Consider the following 13,340-nt stretch of genomic DNA (forward strand, 5'->3'; position numbering starts at 1 on the left):
ACTAGAGGGGAACCTCCAATTTTATCAGACTGACTCTTTCTGGCGGCTACGTATTTTCCACTCCCAGGGCGCTTTAGAAGCTTAACTAATGGTAGGCGGTGTCATATTGGTAAGTCTTATGGATCTCCGGCAGTGCGGTATGGATAGAGTGGCAACGGTAGAATGCGCGCATGCTTTCCGAATTCGATCTCATCAAACACTACTTCCGCCGCAACCGGCCCGGCAAAGCCGTGCTCGGTATCGGCGACGACTGCGCCCTGCTCGCCCCCACGCCCGGCATGCAGATGGCGATTTCCTCGGACATGCTGGTCGAGGGGCGGCATTTCTTCCCCGGCGCCGACCCGCGCATGCTGGGACACAAGTGCCTGGCGGTGAATTTGTCGGACCTGGCGGCGATGGGCGCGCGGCCGCTCGGCTTTACGCTGGCCCTGGCGCTGCCGGAAGCAAATCCGGACTGGCTGGCGGGGTTCTCCGCCGGGCTGTTCGCGCTGGCCGATGCCCATGACTGCGAGCTGATCGGCGGCGACACCACGCGCGGGCCGCTGAACATCTGCATTACCGTATTCGGCGAAGTCGAACCGGGGCAGGCGCTGCGGCGCGATGCGGCGCGCGCCGGAGACGATATCTGGATTTCCGGGACGCTGGGCGATGCGCGGCTGGCGCTGGCGGGGTACTGGAAAGAGTATGCGCTGGGCGAGGACGAGCACCTGCTGGCGGCGGCGCGCATGCACATGCCGACGCCGCGCGTGGGGCTGGGGCGTGCGCTGGCGGCATTGGCACAGCCGCCGGCGGCGCTGGACATTTCGGATGGGCTGGTGGGGGACCTGGGGCATATCCTGGCGGCGTCAAGCGTGGGGGCGACGCTCGAGGTCGATGCGCTGCCGGCGGGGCCGGTGTTGTCTCGCCAGCCGCTGGAGTGGCGGCGCCGGTTCACCGTGGCCGGCGGCGACGATTACGAATTGTGTTTTGCGGCGCGGCGCGAAGACCGGGAGGCTGTGATCGCGGCGGGCGTGGCGTCCGGCACGCCGGTAACGCGGGTGGGGACGATCGATGCCGAAGCCGGGTTGCGGTTCGTGGATGGGTCAGGCGCGCCGGTATCGATGCAAGTCAGCGGGTGGGATCATTTCAGCGGCGGTTGATGTTCACACGTTGTACCGCGTGGACACAGGTGTCCACCCTACGGCAAACCGGGTTTCGTAGGGTGGACTCCCGAGTCCACGCTGTCGTACCCATGCACACCCCACCGCCCAACATCACCCCACCCGCGGCACCTTGCGGTCATCATACGGCCCATGCTCCATCCAGTACTGCCGGAACGCCAGCCGCACGTTATCGCGCAACTCCGCATCGTTCCACGGTTTCGTATAAAACTTGTAGATCGCCCCGCGGTTGATCGAATCGAGCACCACGTTCACGCCCGTATAACCGGACAGGATGATCCGCATCGTGTCCGGATACATCTCCTTCACCTTGCTCAGGAACTCGGTGCCGCTCATCACCGGCATGCGCTGGTCGCACATCACCACCTGCACCCGGTACAGCGCCAGCGCCTCGAAGGCCTCGGCCGGCGAGGACGCCGTCAGCACCCGGTAGTTGTCGCGCCTGAACAGGCGGTGCAGCGCGCTCAGGGTGTCGGCGTCGTCGTCGACCACCAGGATGGTCTGGACGTTGCTGTCGTCGGCGGCCGGCATGTCGGGGGCGGCGCGGTTCTTGCGCACCAGCGCGGCCAGCTGGGCCGCCGGCAGCGCGCGCGAAAAGTGGAAACCCTGGATCTCGTCGCAGCGGTTGCGGCGTAAATACGCCATCTGGGCGCGCGTTTCCACGCCCTCGGCGATCACCTGCATGTGCAGGCTGTGCGCCATGCTGATGATGGCCAGGGCGATCGCCGCATCGTCCGGGTTGGTCACGATGTCGCGCACAAAGGCGATGTCGATCTTGAGCTTGTCGATCGGGAAGCGCTTCAGGTAAGCCAGCGAGGAGTAACCGGTGCCGAAGTCGTCTATCGCAATGCGGATGCCGAGTTTCTTCAAGCGCTGCAGCACCTCGATGGTGCGCTCGGCGTTGGTCATCAGCGCGCTTTCGGTGAGCTCGAGTTCCAGCATGCCGGGGTCGATGCCGTGGCGTTCGATGGCGGCGCGCACCACGCCTTCGAGGTCGCCCTCGACGAACTGGCGGCTCGACACATTCACGGCCACGCGCACCTCGCGCACGCCCTGCTCGTTCCACTCGGCGATCTGGCGGCAGGCTGCGTCGACGATCCAGTCGCCGATGCGTACCACCATGCCGGTTTCTTCCAGCACCGGCACGAATTCGGCCGGGTACACCAGGCCGTGGCCGGGCCGGTTCCAGCGCAGCAGCGCTTCCACGCCGGTCACGCGGCCGGTATTAAGTTCCAGCTTGGGCTGGTAATGCAGCACGAACTGCTCGCCCTCGAGCGCGCCGCGCAGCGCCACTTCGAGGTCGAGGCGCGCCAGCACCTGCACGTTCATGCCGGCGGTGAAGAAGCGGTAGCCGTCGCGCCCCGCTTCCTTGGCGCGCACCATGGCGGTGTCGGCGTACTTCACCAGGGTCCCGGGCTCGAGGGCGTCGTCCGGGTACATGGCGATGCCGATGCTGGCCGTGAGCACCGCCTTCTTCCCGTTCAAATCGAAAGGCGTGCGCAGCGCTTCGCGGATTTCGTTGGCCACGTGGACCGGCTCGTGCTCCTGCTCGCGTGTCATGTTCAGCACCACCGCGAACTCGTCGCCGCCCAGGCGGCCGACGGCGTCGCGCAGGTCCATCACGCGCATCAGACGGTTGCTGAACTGGCGCAGCAGTTCGTCGCCCAGGGCCGGGCCCAGGGAATCGTTGACGATCTTGAAGCGGTCGAGCGTGATGAACAGCACCGCCACGCGCCAGGCCTTGTCCTGGGCCAGTTCGATCGCTTCGCGCAGGTTCTGGAAGAACAGGGTGCGGTTCGGCAGGCCGGTCAGCGCGTCGTAGCTGGCCAGGTGCTTCAGGCGCTGCTGGGCGTGGCGGCGCTCGCTGATATCGCGCGCCACCGCGATCAAGAGCTTGCTGCTGCCCGCCTCTTCCCACTGCCAGCTGATCTCGACCGGCACCGCGCCTTCGCCGCCAGCGCGCAGCAGCTCGGTCTCGGCGATGTCGGATTCGTGGGCGGCGCCATTCGTGTCGAGGTGGCGCTGCAGCTGGTCGGCGGTGGTCAGGCCGAGCGCCACCGGGTCGATGCGCAAGAGGGCTTCGCGCGAAAAGCCGAGCAGGCGGCAGGCGCCGTCGCTCACGTCCACCAGCGCCAGGCTGGCGGCGTCGATCAGGAAGATGCCGTCGGAGGTGGCGTCCATGGCGCGCCGGAAGCGCTCGAGTTCGGCCGTGCGCTCGCGTACCGTGCGCTCCAGGTTGGCGCCGTGGGCCAGCGACTCGCGGTGCATCAGGCGCACTTCGAGCAGGTTGCGGATGCGCGTCATCACCTCGACCGTGTCGAGGGGTTTGCCGATGAAGTCGCGCGCGCCGGCTTCGAGCGCGGCCAGCTTCTTATCCGGTTCGGCCGTCACCACCAGCACCGGCAGCCAGGATTCGCTTTCCAGCGGCTTCAAGGCCTCCATCACCTGGAAGCCGTCCATGTGCGGCATGTGCAGGTCGAGGATGATCAGGTCGAAGCGGTACTTCAGGTGCAGGGCCACCACCTGGCGCGGGTCGGTGGTGCTGTGCACGTTCTCGTAGCCGGTGGTCTTCAGCAGGTATTCGAGCAGCTGCACGTTGACGGGCTGGTCGTCGACCACCAGCACGCGTGCACGCCGCACCTCGGCGGGCGTGATCATGTTTCTTGTCCTTTCCCGGCAGCCAGCTGGGCCAGCGTGCCGTCGATCGCTTCGTTGAACCTGTCGATGTCGACCGGTTTCGTCAGGTAGCGGAAAAAGCCTGCCGCCATGCCGCGCTCGATGTCGCTGGCCATGGCGTTCGCCGACAGGGCGATGGCCGGGATGGCGGCCGTCTGCGGGTCGCGCCGCAATGCGGCCAGCACCTCGTAGCCGCTCATGCCGGGCAGGTTAATGTCCATCAAAATGATGTCGGGGCGCCGTTCGCGCGCCAGCGCCAGGCCGCCGGGACCGTCGCCCGCGGAGACCAGCAGCAGATCGCTGCGGAAGCGCACGATTTCCTCGACCAGCCTCAGGTTGGCCGGGTTGTCCTCGATGTAGAGCACCAGGTGCGGCTCGCCGGCGGCACGCTCGGACCGCGCCGCCGCCGCGCCATCCTCAGCCACGTTGGGTCCCACCAGCGGCGCCGTGGTGCCGAGTTCGATGGAGAACACGCTGCCCACGCCTGGGCTGCTGCTCACGTGGATCGATCCGCCCATCAGCTCCACCAGGCGGCGCGTCACCACCAGGCCGATGCCGGTGCCCTCCTGGGCGCCCGCTTCCTGGCCCAGGCGGTTGAAGGGCTGGAACAGGCTGTCGAGCTGGTCGGGACGCAGGCCCAGGCCGGTGTCCTGCACCGAGATGCGCAGGCGCCCCGGACCGGCCTGCGCGCAGTCGAGCACCACCGCGCCGGCCTCGCGGTTGTACTTGACCGCGTTCGACAGGAGATTGAGCAGCACCTGCTTCAGGCGCGTGCGGTCGGCCAGCAGCACCGCGCCCACCTGTTCCGGGAACAGCACGCGGATGCCGCGCCCGGCCGCCAGCGGCGCGATCATGGTGCGGCACTCTTCCAGGATCTCGCCCAGGGCCACCGGCTCCATGCTCAGCGGGATCGTGCCCGACTCCACCTTGGCCAGGTCGAGGATCTCGTTGATCAATGTCAGCAGGTGCCGCCCCGACTTCAGGATGTGGCTGGCGAATTCCTTCTTTTGCGCGTCGCTGGTCGGCAGCGCCTCGGACGTGAGGATCTGGGCGAAGCCGAGGATGGCGTTGAGCGGCGTGCGCAGCTCGTGGCTCATCGAGGACAGGAAAGCCGATTTCGCCTGGTTCGCGTTCCTCGCCTCGTCGATGGCGTTGGCCAGTTCGGCGTTCGCCAGCGCCAGCTGCAGGGTGCGTTCATCGACCCGGTGTTCGAGCTGTTCGTTCAGGCGCATCACTTCCTGCTGGGCGCGCGAACGCTCCTGGGCTTCGCGCACGATGGCGGCGTTCGAGTCTTCCAGCTCGCGCGTGCGGCTCTCGATCTCGCTCAGCATGGCGTTGAAGGAATCGACCAGCTCGGCCGCCTCGTCGTTGCTGATGCGCGGCGCGCGGCGCGAATAATCGCGCTTGGCCACCACGTCGTGGGCGATCTCGGTGATCGCCACGATGGGCGCCGTGATGATGCTGCCCAGGCGCCGCATCACGAGGTAGGCGATCGCCATCGCCAGCAGGGTGACGCCGAGCGCGATGGCGAGATAGTCCAGCGTGCGCGCCAGCAGGCGGTTCTCGGCGCGCAGCCAGACCGTGCCCACGGTTTCGCCGTTCTCGACCACCGGGCGGAACACGACCAGGTGATCGCCCTCGACACGCGCGGCGGCGCTTTCGGCGCGCGCCGGGAAGATGGCGCCGGCGCCATCGGCCGCGTAGGACGCGAACAGGCGGCCGCGGTCGTCGTAGATGGCGGCGGCGTCGACCATCGGGCGGGTACGCAGCAGGGCCAGGTTTTCGCTGGCCAGGCGCGCGTCGTCGAAGGACAGGGCGGCCGAGCTCATGTGGCCGACCAGCTCGGCCTGGGTCGTGAGGTCGTTGACCAGGGTGCGGTGGTAGCTGCGCAGGTCGTAGCCGATCACCAGGCCGACCGAGACCACCAGCGCGGCCAGGGTGGTGGCCATCACGACGGCGACCAGCTTCTTGCGGATCGAGGGTAGGCGGATCATGCGGCCGCGCCGATCGGAATGGAGGAAAGCGTTCTGCGCGCGCGCCACGCGGCCCGGATGGCGAAAACCATCACGACCGCGCCGGCCAGGCCCGGCAGCACGCGTATTGATGAAGCAACATGGTGTTTGATTGAATAAAAGAAACGCAGCAGCAGACCGCAGCGATGCAGGATAGCAGCATGGTATGCCCGAGTGTCGCACGGAACATTTCGTGTACTGAAGCCCGCCACTTTACGCCGTCCCTTGTCGTTTGGATAGCATCGGCGCCGATTTTCCATGCAAGTTTGCTACACCGGCCGCCGCCGCCGCGCGCTAGAATGGTTCCTGCGCGGCCAGTGCTGCCGCGCCGCCGCCCGTCTCCTTTTGCCTGCGGCGCAACGGTATCGACACTGGAGGAGCCGCATGAGCAACGAAATGATCGAACTCGCTACCAAGGTCGGCGCGGCATTGCAGGCCAAGCGCCTGGTGCTGGCCACCGCCGAATCCTGCACCGGCGGCGGCGTGTCGCAGGCCGTCACCGAGATCGCCGGCTCCACCGCCTGGTTCGACTGCGGCTTCGTCACCTACTCGAACAACTCGAAGACTGAATTGCTGGACGTGCCGGCGGCGCTGATCGCGCAATTCGGTTCCGTCAGCGAGGAAGTCGCCGGCGCCATGGCCGAGGGCGCGCTCTCGAACAGCAATGCCGACGTGTCGCTCTCGACCACGGGGATTGCCGGCCCCACCGGCGCGGTGCCGGGCAAGCCGGTCGGCACGGTCTGTTTCGGCTGGGCGCGCGGCGATACCACCTTTACCGAGCGCCTGGTATTCCAGGGCGACCGCCAGGCCGTGCGTGAGCAGACCGTCATCCACGCGCTGCGCGGACTGCTGCGCTTTATTGAATAGTGCGGGCAGCGCTCCGGTTCCACCTGTCGCTGGCGGGCCTGGGCCTGCTCGCGCTCGCTCCTGCGGCGCAGGCGGCGCCGGTGCAGACGCCGCCGGTACAAACCGTGTATGCCGCCGGCGACATCGCCCGCTGCGCCCATCCCGACCCGCGCTGGTCGGGCGCGGCCGATACCGCCGCCGTGGTGGCCTACGGCCTGGCCGCCGACCCGCAGGCCGTGGTGCTGACCCTGGGCGACCACACCTACCCGCGCGGCACGGCCAGGGAATTCGCCGACTGCTACGACCCGACCTGGGGCCGCTTCAAGGAGCGCACCTGGCCGACGCCCGGCAACCACGAGTACTACACGAAAGGCGCCCTGCCCTATTTCGCCTATTTCGGCGAACGCGCCGGTGGCCTGGAGCGCAGCTGGTACAGCCTGGACCTGGGCAGCTGGCGCGTGATTTCCCTCGACAGCAACCTGGCGCCCGCCTTTCACGCGGCCCAGCTCGACTGGCTGCGTGAAGAGCTAAAAAACAACCCGCGCCGCTGCACCCTCGCCTTCTGGCACCATCCGCTGTACAGTTCGGGCGGGCACGGCAGCGTGCCAAAGATGCGCGATGCCTGGGCCCTGCTGCACGCGGCCGGCGCGGAACTGGTATTGTCCGGTCACGACCACGACTACGAACGCTTCGCGCCGCAGGACGCCAACGGCAAGCCGGACCCACGCGGGATGCGTCAGTTCGTGGTCGGCACCGGCGGCGCCTTTGCCACGCCCTTCCTCCTCTTCGAGAAGCACAGCGAAGTGCGCGACGCCAGCCGTAACGCCGTGCTGCGCCTGCAGCTGCGCGAAGACGGCTACGACTGGGAATTGCTGGAAGCGACCCCACCTATGCTGCCGAATGCATCGCCGCCCGACCATGGCAGCGCCGCCTGCCACTGATACCGATATTGAATTCTGGAGTACCCGCATGAAAACCCGACCGCTGTTTGCCGCCTCCGTGCTGCTGGCCGCTTTGAATAGCGCTGGCGCACAAGCTGGTGGCGGCGCCGCGGCCCCCGCTGCACCCGCCGATATACCGCACATCGCCTTCGACAAATACACGCTGCCGAACGGCCTGCAAGTCATCCTGGTCGAAGACAAGCGCCTGCCCGTGGTGGCCGTCAACGTCTGGTACCACGTCGGCCCGGCCAACGAAGCGCCCGGTCTGGCCGGCTTCGCCCACCTGTTCGAGCACATGATGTTCGCGGGCAGCAAACACCTGCCGCGCGGCCTGGCCGACCGCCTGCTGGAAGGCGCCGGCGCCAGCGACAGCAACGGCGGCACCGGCTACGACAGCACCAGCTACTACGACACCGTGCCCGCCAACCAGCTCGAGCTGGCCCTGTGGGTGCATGCCGACCGCATGGGCTACCTGCTCGACGTGCTCGACCAGAAGTCGCTCACCAACCAGCAGGACGTGGTGCGCAACGAGCGCCGCGAAACCGTGGAAAACGAACCCTACGGGATCGTCGAGGAAGCCCTGAACCACGCGCTGTTCCCGCCCGAGCACCCGTATTACGCCTCGGTGATCGGCTCGCACACCGACATCCAGAACGCGAAGCTGGCCGACGTGCGCGACTTCTTCACCCGCTACTACGGCCCGAACAACGCCAGCATCGTGATCGCCGGCGACATCGACAAGGTAAAAGCGCGCGCCCTGGTGGCGAAATACTTCGGCAGCCTGAAGCGCGGCCCGGACGTCGAGCGCCCGCAGGTAACCACGCCGCCGATCACCGAGGAACGGCGCCTGATCGTACTCGACCGCGTCGAGCTGCCGCGCGTCTACATGGGCTGGCTCACGCCGCCGGCCTACCAGCCGGGCGACGCCGAACTGGCGGTGGCGGCCCAGATCCTGGCCGGCGGCAAATCCAGCCGCCTGTACCAATCCCTGGTCTACGAGCGCCAGATCGCCCAGGACGTCGACGCCGATCAGGATGCGCGCGCCCTGGCCTCGACCTTCCTGGTCGAGGTGACGGCGCGCGCCGGCCACACGGCGCAGGAACTGGAAGCGGCGATCGACGCCGAACTGGCCGCCCTGCGCGAGCACGGCCCGACCGCGCAGGAAGTCGAACGCGCCAGGCGCCAGATCGAAACCGCCATGCTCACCGGCCTGGAGCAGCTGGGCGGCGACGGCCTGGCCGACCAGCTGAACCACTACAACCAGTTCACCGGCAACCCGGGCTACCTGGCCGAGGACATCGCCGCCCTGCGCCGCATCACGGCAGCCGACGTGCAGCGCGCCGTGCGCACCTGGCTGCAGCCGAAGAACCGGGTCGTCGTGGCCGGCGTGCCGGGTGAACCGACGCTGCCGCACGATCCGCCGCTCCCGAAAACGCCCAAGGGGTCCAAAACCGCGAAGAGCGTCAAAACCCGGCACGCCGGCGTCAACGAAGCCGAAGCCTGGCGCGCGAAAGCGCCGCAGGCCGGCCCGGCGCCGGTCTTCCAGCTGCCGCTGGGCGAATCCTTCCGGCTCGCGAACGGACTCACCGTGATCCACCACCGCAACCCGGCGCTGCCGCTGGTGTCGGCCGAGGTCGTGATCCGCAGCGGCGCCGACAGCAACCCGCTGGCCCTGCCCGGCCTGGCCGGCTTCACCGCGCAAATGCTCACCGAGGGCACGCAGGAGCGCAGCGCGCTGGCGATTGCCGAGGAAATCGCGCAGCTGGGCGCCTTCATGGATGCCGACAGCGGCACCAACGCCTCGGCGGTGTCGCTGCTGGCGCTGCGCTCTACCTTCGAGCAGGCCTTCGGCGTCATGGCCGACGTGGTGCTGCATCCGGCCTTCCCGCCTGAAGAAGTCGAGCGCCAGCGCGCCAGCCGCCTGGGCGACTTGCTGGGCCAGCGCGACGAAGCCGAAGCCGTGGCCTCGGTGGCCGCCGCCGGCGCCCTGTACGGGCCGCGCCATCCCTACGGCTATGGCCAGCTGGGCACCGAGCCCGCGATCCGCGCCGTCACGCGCGCGGATGTGCAGGGCTTCTGGCGCCGCCATTACGTGCCGTCGAACGCGGCGCTGGTGGTCACCGGCGACATCACGCGCGAAGAACTGAAGGCGCTCGCGGAAAAATACTTCGGCGCCTGGCAAGGCGACGCGGCGCCGCCGTTCGCACCCGGCACGCCCGGCCCGACGCGCGCGCGCGTGGTCCTGGTCGACAAGCCCGGCGCGCCGCAGACCGCGCTGCGCCTGGTGACCTTTGGCGCAGAGCGTACGAGCGACCAGTATCCGGCGCTGGAAGTGATGAACGCGGCCTTCGGCGGCCTGTTCACCAGCCGCATCAACCAGAACCTGCGCGAGGAAAAGGGCTACAGCTACGGCGTGTTCTCGGGCTTCCGCTACGGCCGCACCCCGGGCCCGTTCAGCATCGCCGGCAGCGTACGCGCCGACGCCACCGGCGCCTCGGTGGCCGAAATCCTGCGCGAAGCACGCGCGATGATCGACGCCCCGCTCGGCGCCGACGAACTGACGGGCGCCCGCAACGCCCAGCTGCTGTCGCTGCCGAACGGCTTCGAGACCAACGCCGACATCGGCGCCAGCCTCGCCGAAGCCTTTGTCTTCGGCCTGCCGCTGGACTACTACCGCCAGCTGCCCGCCAGGCTGGCCGCGGTGACTGCGCCGGACGTGCAGGAAGCCGCGCGCCGCTACCTCGATCCAGCGCACCTGGTCATCGTGGCCGTGGGCGACCGCAAGCGCATCCTGCCGCAGCTCGACAAGCTGAAGCTCGGCCCGATCGAAATCCGCGACAGCGAAGGCCAACTGCTGCCGTAACGCGTAGGGTGGGTATTTGTAGTGCTGGCATTTAGCCAGCCCTACTACCCACCTGCCCTGTCACTGGCGCCTGGGGCAAGCTCCTGCGCCACAAACGCCACACGGTCCTGTTGTCCGGACAACCACTTGTCGAATCGTCTATCATGGCCCAACTGTATTCACACCCCGGCGGCCCATGAACCAATTCACGATCCAGCAAAAGTTCTTCCTTCTCCTCCTCACCCTGGTCACCATCGCCTTCGGCTGGATCCTGCTGCCGTACTCCGGCGCGGTGTTCTGGGGCATGGTGCTGGCGATCCTGTTCGCGCCGCTGTACCGCCGCCTGCTGCCGGTGACGAAGCAGAAGCCGACAGTCGCCGCCCTGCTCACCCTGTTCTCGATCATCGTCATGGTGATCCTGCCGCTGTCGCTGATCGGCGCCTCGCTGGTGCGCCAGGCGCTCGGCATCTACGACATGATCGGCTCCGGCCAGATCGACTTCGGCCGCTACTTCCAGCAGATCGTCAGCGTGCTGCCGGACTGGATCGTCTCGGTGCTGGAACGCTTCGAAGTCACCGACTTGGCCTCGCTGGAACAGAAGCTGTCCGAAGGCGCGGCCCAGGTCAGCCAGGTGTTCGCGCGCTACGCCATCAACTTCGGCCGCAACACCTTCGACTTCCTGGTCAGCCTGACCATCATGCTGTACCTGCTGTTCTTCCTGCTGCGCGACGGCCAGGGCCTGGCCAACCGCATCAAGCGCGCCGTGCCGCTCAGCCGCATGTACAAGCAGCGCCTGTTCGACAACTTCACCACCGTGATCCGCGCCACCGTGAAGGGCAACGTGCTGGTCGCGATCGCCCAGGGTGCGCTGGGCGGCCTGATCTTCTGGTTCCTGGACGTGCAGGCGCCGCTGCTGTGGGGCGTGGTGATGGCCTTCCTGTCGCTGCTGCCGGCCGTGGGCGCGGCGATTGTCTGGGCGCCGGTGGCGGTGTATTTCCTGGTGACCGGCGCGGTCTGGCAGGGCGTGGTGCTGATCGCCTTCGGCGTGCTGGTGATCGGCCTGGTCGATAACATCCTGCGCCCGATTTTGGTCGGCAAGGACACCAAGATGCCCGATTACCTGGTGCTGCTGTCGACGCTGGGCGGCATGGCGCTGTTCGGGCTGAACGGTTTCGTGATCGGGCCGGTGATCGCGGCGCTGTTCATCGCGGCCTGGGAGATGTTTGCCTCGGCCGAGGAATTCCACCCGCAGTAAAGCCCGGGAAACGACAACGGGGCCGGCCGGCGCACACGCGCTTGCCGGCCCCATCTTTTTACACTAACATGTGAACACCTATTCACATGTTAATGATGACTATTCCCGACGAATCCGACCACGTCGAGCAGGTGGCCGACCTCTTCCACCTGCTCGGCGACGCGACCCGCCTGCGCATCGTGCTGGCCTGCCTGGCGCAGCCGACGGCAGTGGGCGACATCGCCACGGCCCTGAACCTGTCCAGCTCCCTGGTCAGTCACCACCTGCGCCTGCTGCGCGCGGCGCGCATCGTAAAGGCCGAGCGCCAGGGCAAGCAGGTGTTCTACGCCGCTGCCGACGCCCACATCAGCACCCTGCTGTCCAACATGTTCGAGCACATCGCCGAACCTGCCAACGGAAACGAACCATGAGCCACGACCATCAAGATAATCCTGTCCCTGCCGATACCCATGGGCAGCAGCAGGGACAGGTACCTCGCGATCATTCGCACGGGCACAGCCACGCGCACGGGCATGGTCACAGCCATGGCCACCATCACCATCATGCCCCGGTCGAGGGCCACGGCCGCGCCTTTGCCCTGGCCATCGGCCTGAACACGGCGTTCGTTGCCATCGAATTCGTCTACGGCTTCCTGGCCAACTCCACCGCGCTGATGGCCGATGCCGGCCACAACCTGTCGGATGTGCTGGGCCTGGTGCTGGCCTGGGGCGCGGCGGTGCTCGCCAAGCGCGCGCCGAGCGCCCGCTATACCTACGGCCTGCGCAGTTCCTCGATCCTGGCGGCGCTGGCCAATGCCCTGCTGCTGCTGGCCGCCTGCGGCGCGATCGCCTGGGAAGCCGTGCAGCGCATCGCCGAGCCGCATCCGGTGGCAGGCATTACGGTGTCGGTGGTGGCGGCCATCGGCGTGGCGATCAACGGTTTCTCGGCCTGGCTGTTCATGGCCGGCAGCAAGGGCGACCTGAACGTGCGCGGCGCCTACCTGCACATGGCGGCGGACGCGGCAATCTCGCTGGGGGTGGTGATCTCGGGCCTGGTGATCATGGTCACCGACTGGACCTGGCTCGACCCGGCGGTCAGCCTGGCGATCGTGCTGGTGATCGTCTGGGGCACCTGGTCGCTGCTGCGCGAATCGGTGCAGATGGCGATGGCGGCGGTGCCGGCCAGCGTCGATGCGCATGCGATCGAGCACTTCCTGGAAGCGCGTCCGGGCGTGACCGGCGTGCACGATCTGCATATCTGGGCGATGAGCACCACCGAGACCGCGCTGACGGCGCACCTGGTGATGCCGGGCGGGTGTCCGGGGGATGGTTTCCTCGACGAGACCGTGGCGGCGTTGAAGAAGGAACATGGCATTCAACATTGCACCTTGCAGGTGGAGGAAGGAACGACGACGCACGGGTGCGCGCTGGCGGCGCATGGGGCATGACGTACGGTCGATGAATCGTTGCGACAGACGCTGGATGACGGAACCGTGACCGTAGGGTGTGTAACAGCAAAGTAGAAATGTCCGCTTTTAGCAAAGTTAAAATGTCCGCTGTCCGGATGTCACACTCGCTTTTGAGCGGATGCTTTCTTTGCTGCTGTCGTGCCTTGGAAGATGATGGCGCC

Annotated in this window: 10 protein-coding genes; 7 read left to right on the top strand and 3 right to left on the bottom strand. The window is 67.4% G+C overall.

The window, feature by feature from the left end; genetic code table 11:
• Nucleotides 1–170 precede the first annotated feature (170 nt).
• The gene (thiL, locus tag LK540_RS11730; RefSeq protein WP_229437468.1) at nucleotides 171–1,139 is read left to right on the top strand and encodes a thiamine-phosphate kinase; all 969 of its coding nucleotides are present in this window, start codon (nucleotides 171–173) and stop codon (nucleotides 1,137–1,139) included.
• Between the two features lie 114 nt (nucleotides 1,140–1,253).
• Here thiL and LK540_RS11735 read toward each other — a convergent pair whose 3' ends face one another.
• Genes LK540_RS11735 through LK540_RS11745 form a run of 3 tightly spaced genes read right to left on the bottom strand, consistent with a single transcriptional unit; the run spans nucleotide 1,254 to nucleotide 6,108 of the window.
• On the bottom strand, nucleotides 1,254–3,818 hold the full coding sequence (locus tag LK540_RS11735; RefSeq protein ID WP_229437469.1) for an EAL domain-containing protein: 2,565 nt from the start codon (nucleotides 3,816–3,818) through the stop codon (nucleotides 1,254–1,256).
• Nucleotides 3,815–5,830 (bottom strand): ATP-binding protein, encoded by a 2,016-nt coding sequence (locus LK540_RS11740; protein ID WP_229437470.1) that lies wholly within the window; start codon nucleotides 5,828–5,830, stop codon nucleotides 3,815–3,817. The genes LK540_RS11735 and LK540_RS11740 overlap by 4 nt, the downstream gene beginning before the upstream one ends.
• The gene (locus LK540_RS11745; RefSeq protein WP_229437471.1) at nucleotides 5,827–6,108 is read right to left on the bottom strand and encodes a hypothetical protein; all 282 of its coding nucleotides are present in this window, start codon (nucleotides 6,106–6,108) and stop codon (nucleotides 5,827–5,829) included. The genes LK540_RS11740 and LK540_RS11745 overlap by 4 nt, the downstream gene beginning before the upstream one ends.
• A 124-nt stretch (nucleotides 6,109–6,232) precedes the next feature.
• Here LK540_RS11745 and LK540_RS11750 point away from each other — a divergent pair, with 124 nt between their 5' ends.
• The 6 genes from LK540_RS11750 (at nucleotide 6,233) to LK540_RS11775 (ending at nucleotide 13,158) form a co-directional block, all read left to right on the top strand.
• On the top strand, nucleotides 6,233–6,715 hold the full coding sequence (locus LK540_RS11750; RefSeq protein WP_229437472.1) for a CinA family protein: 483 nt from the start codon (nucleotides 6,233–6,235) through the stop codon (nucleotides 6,713–6,715).
• A complete protein-coding gene (locus LK540_RS11755; protein WP_229437473.1) occupies nucleotides 6,715–7,635 on the top strand; it encodes a metallophosphoesterase in 921 nt (306 codons plus the stop codon). The genes LK540_RS11750 and LK540_RS11755 overlap by 1 nt, the downstream gene beginning before the upstream one ends.
• 28 nt (nucleotides 7,636–7,663) lie before the next feature.
• Nucleotides 7,664–10,498 (top strand): pitrilysin family protein, encoded by a 2,835-nt coding sequence (locus LK540_RS11760; protein WP_229437474.1) that lies wholly within the window; start codon nucleotides 7,664–7,666, stop codon nucleotides 10,496–10,498.
• A 175-nt stretch (nucleotides 10,499–10,673) separates the two neighbouring features.
• Nucleotides 10,674–11,732, top strand: a complete 1,059-nt coding sequence (locus LK540_RS11765) for an AI-2E family transporter (RefSeq protein ID WP_229437475.1) — start codon at nucleotides 10,674–10,676, stop codon at nucleotides 11,730–11,732.
• A 95-nt stretch (nucleotides 11,733–11,827) separates the two neighbouring features.
• Nucleotides 11,828–12,142, top strand: coding sequence for a helix-turn-helix transcriptional regulator (locus LK540_RS11770; RefSeq protein WP_229437494.1), 315 nt, complete (start codon nucleotides 11,828–11,830; stop codon nucleotides 12,140–12,142).
• The gene (locus tag LK540_RS11775) at nucleotides 12,139–13,158 is read left to right on the top strand and encodes a cation diffusion facilitator family transporter (protein ID WP_229437476.1); all 1,020 of its coding nucleotides are present in this window, start codon (nucleotides 12,139–12,141) and stop codon (nucleotides 13,156–13,158) included. Before LK540_RS11770 ends, LK540_RS11775 begins: the two co-directional genes overlap by 4 nt.
• The last annotated feature ends 182 nt before the right edge of the window (nucleotides 13,159–13,340 follow it).

The sequence above is a fragment of the Massilia sp. IC2-278 genome, from assembly GCF_020708045.1.
GTDB lineage: Bacteria > Pseudomonadota > Gammaproteobacteria > Burkholderiales > Burkholderiaceae_D > Telluria.

Bases quoted from the DNA above. Each gene is read 5' to 3' on its own strand.
- thiL (WP_229437468.1), top strand. From the start codon at position 171: ATGCTTTCCGAATTCGATCTCATCAAACACTACTTCCGCCGCAACCGG.
- LK540_RS11735 (WP_229437469.1), bottom strand. From the start codon at position 3,818: ATGATCACGCCCGCCGAGGTGCGGCGTGCACGCGTGCTGGTGGTCGAC.
- LK540_RS11740 (WP_229437470.1), bottom strand. From the start codon at position 5,830: ATGATCCGCCTACCCTCGATCCGCAAGAAGCTGGTCGCCGTCGTGATG.
- LK540_RS11745 (WP_229437471.1), bottom strand. From the start codon at position 6,108: ATGGAAAATCGGCGCCGATGCTATCCAAACGACAAGGGACGGCGTAAA.
- LK540_RS11750 (WP_229437472.1), top strand. From the start codon at position 6,233: ATGAGCAACGAAATGATCGAACTCGCTACCAAGGTCGGCGCGGCATTG.
- LK540_RS11760 (WP_229437474.1), top strand. From the start codon at position 7,664: ATGAAAACCCGACCGCTGTTTGCCGCCTCCGTGCTGCTGGCCGCTTTG.
- LK540_RS11765 (WP_229437475.1), top strand. From the start codon at position 10,674: ATGAACCAATTCACGATCCAGCAAAAGTTCTTCCTTCTCCTCCTCACC.
- LK540_RS11770 (WP_229437494.1), top strand. From the start codon at position 11,828: ATGACTATTCCCGACGAATCCGACCACGTCGAGCAGGTGGCCGACCTC.
- LK540_RS11775 (WP_229437476.1), top strand. From the start codon at position 12,139: ATGAGCCACGACCATCAAGATAATCCTGTCCCTGCCGATACCCATGGG.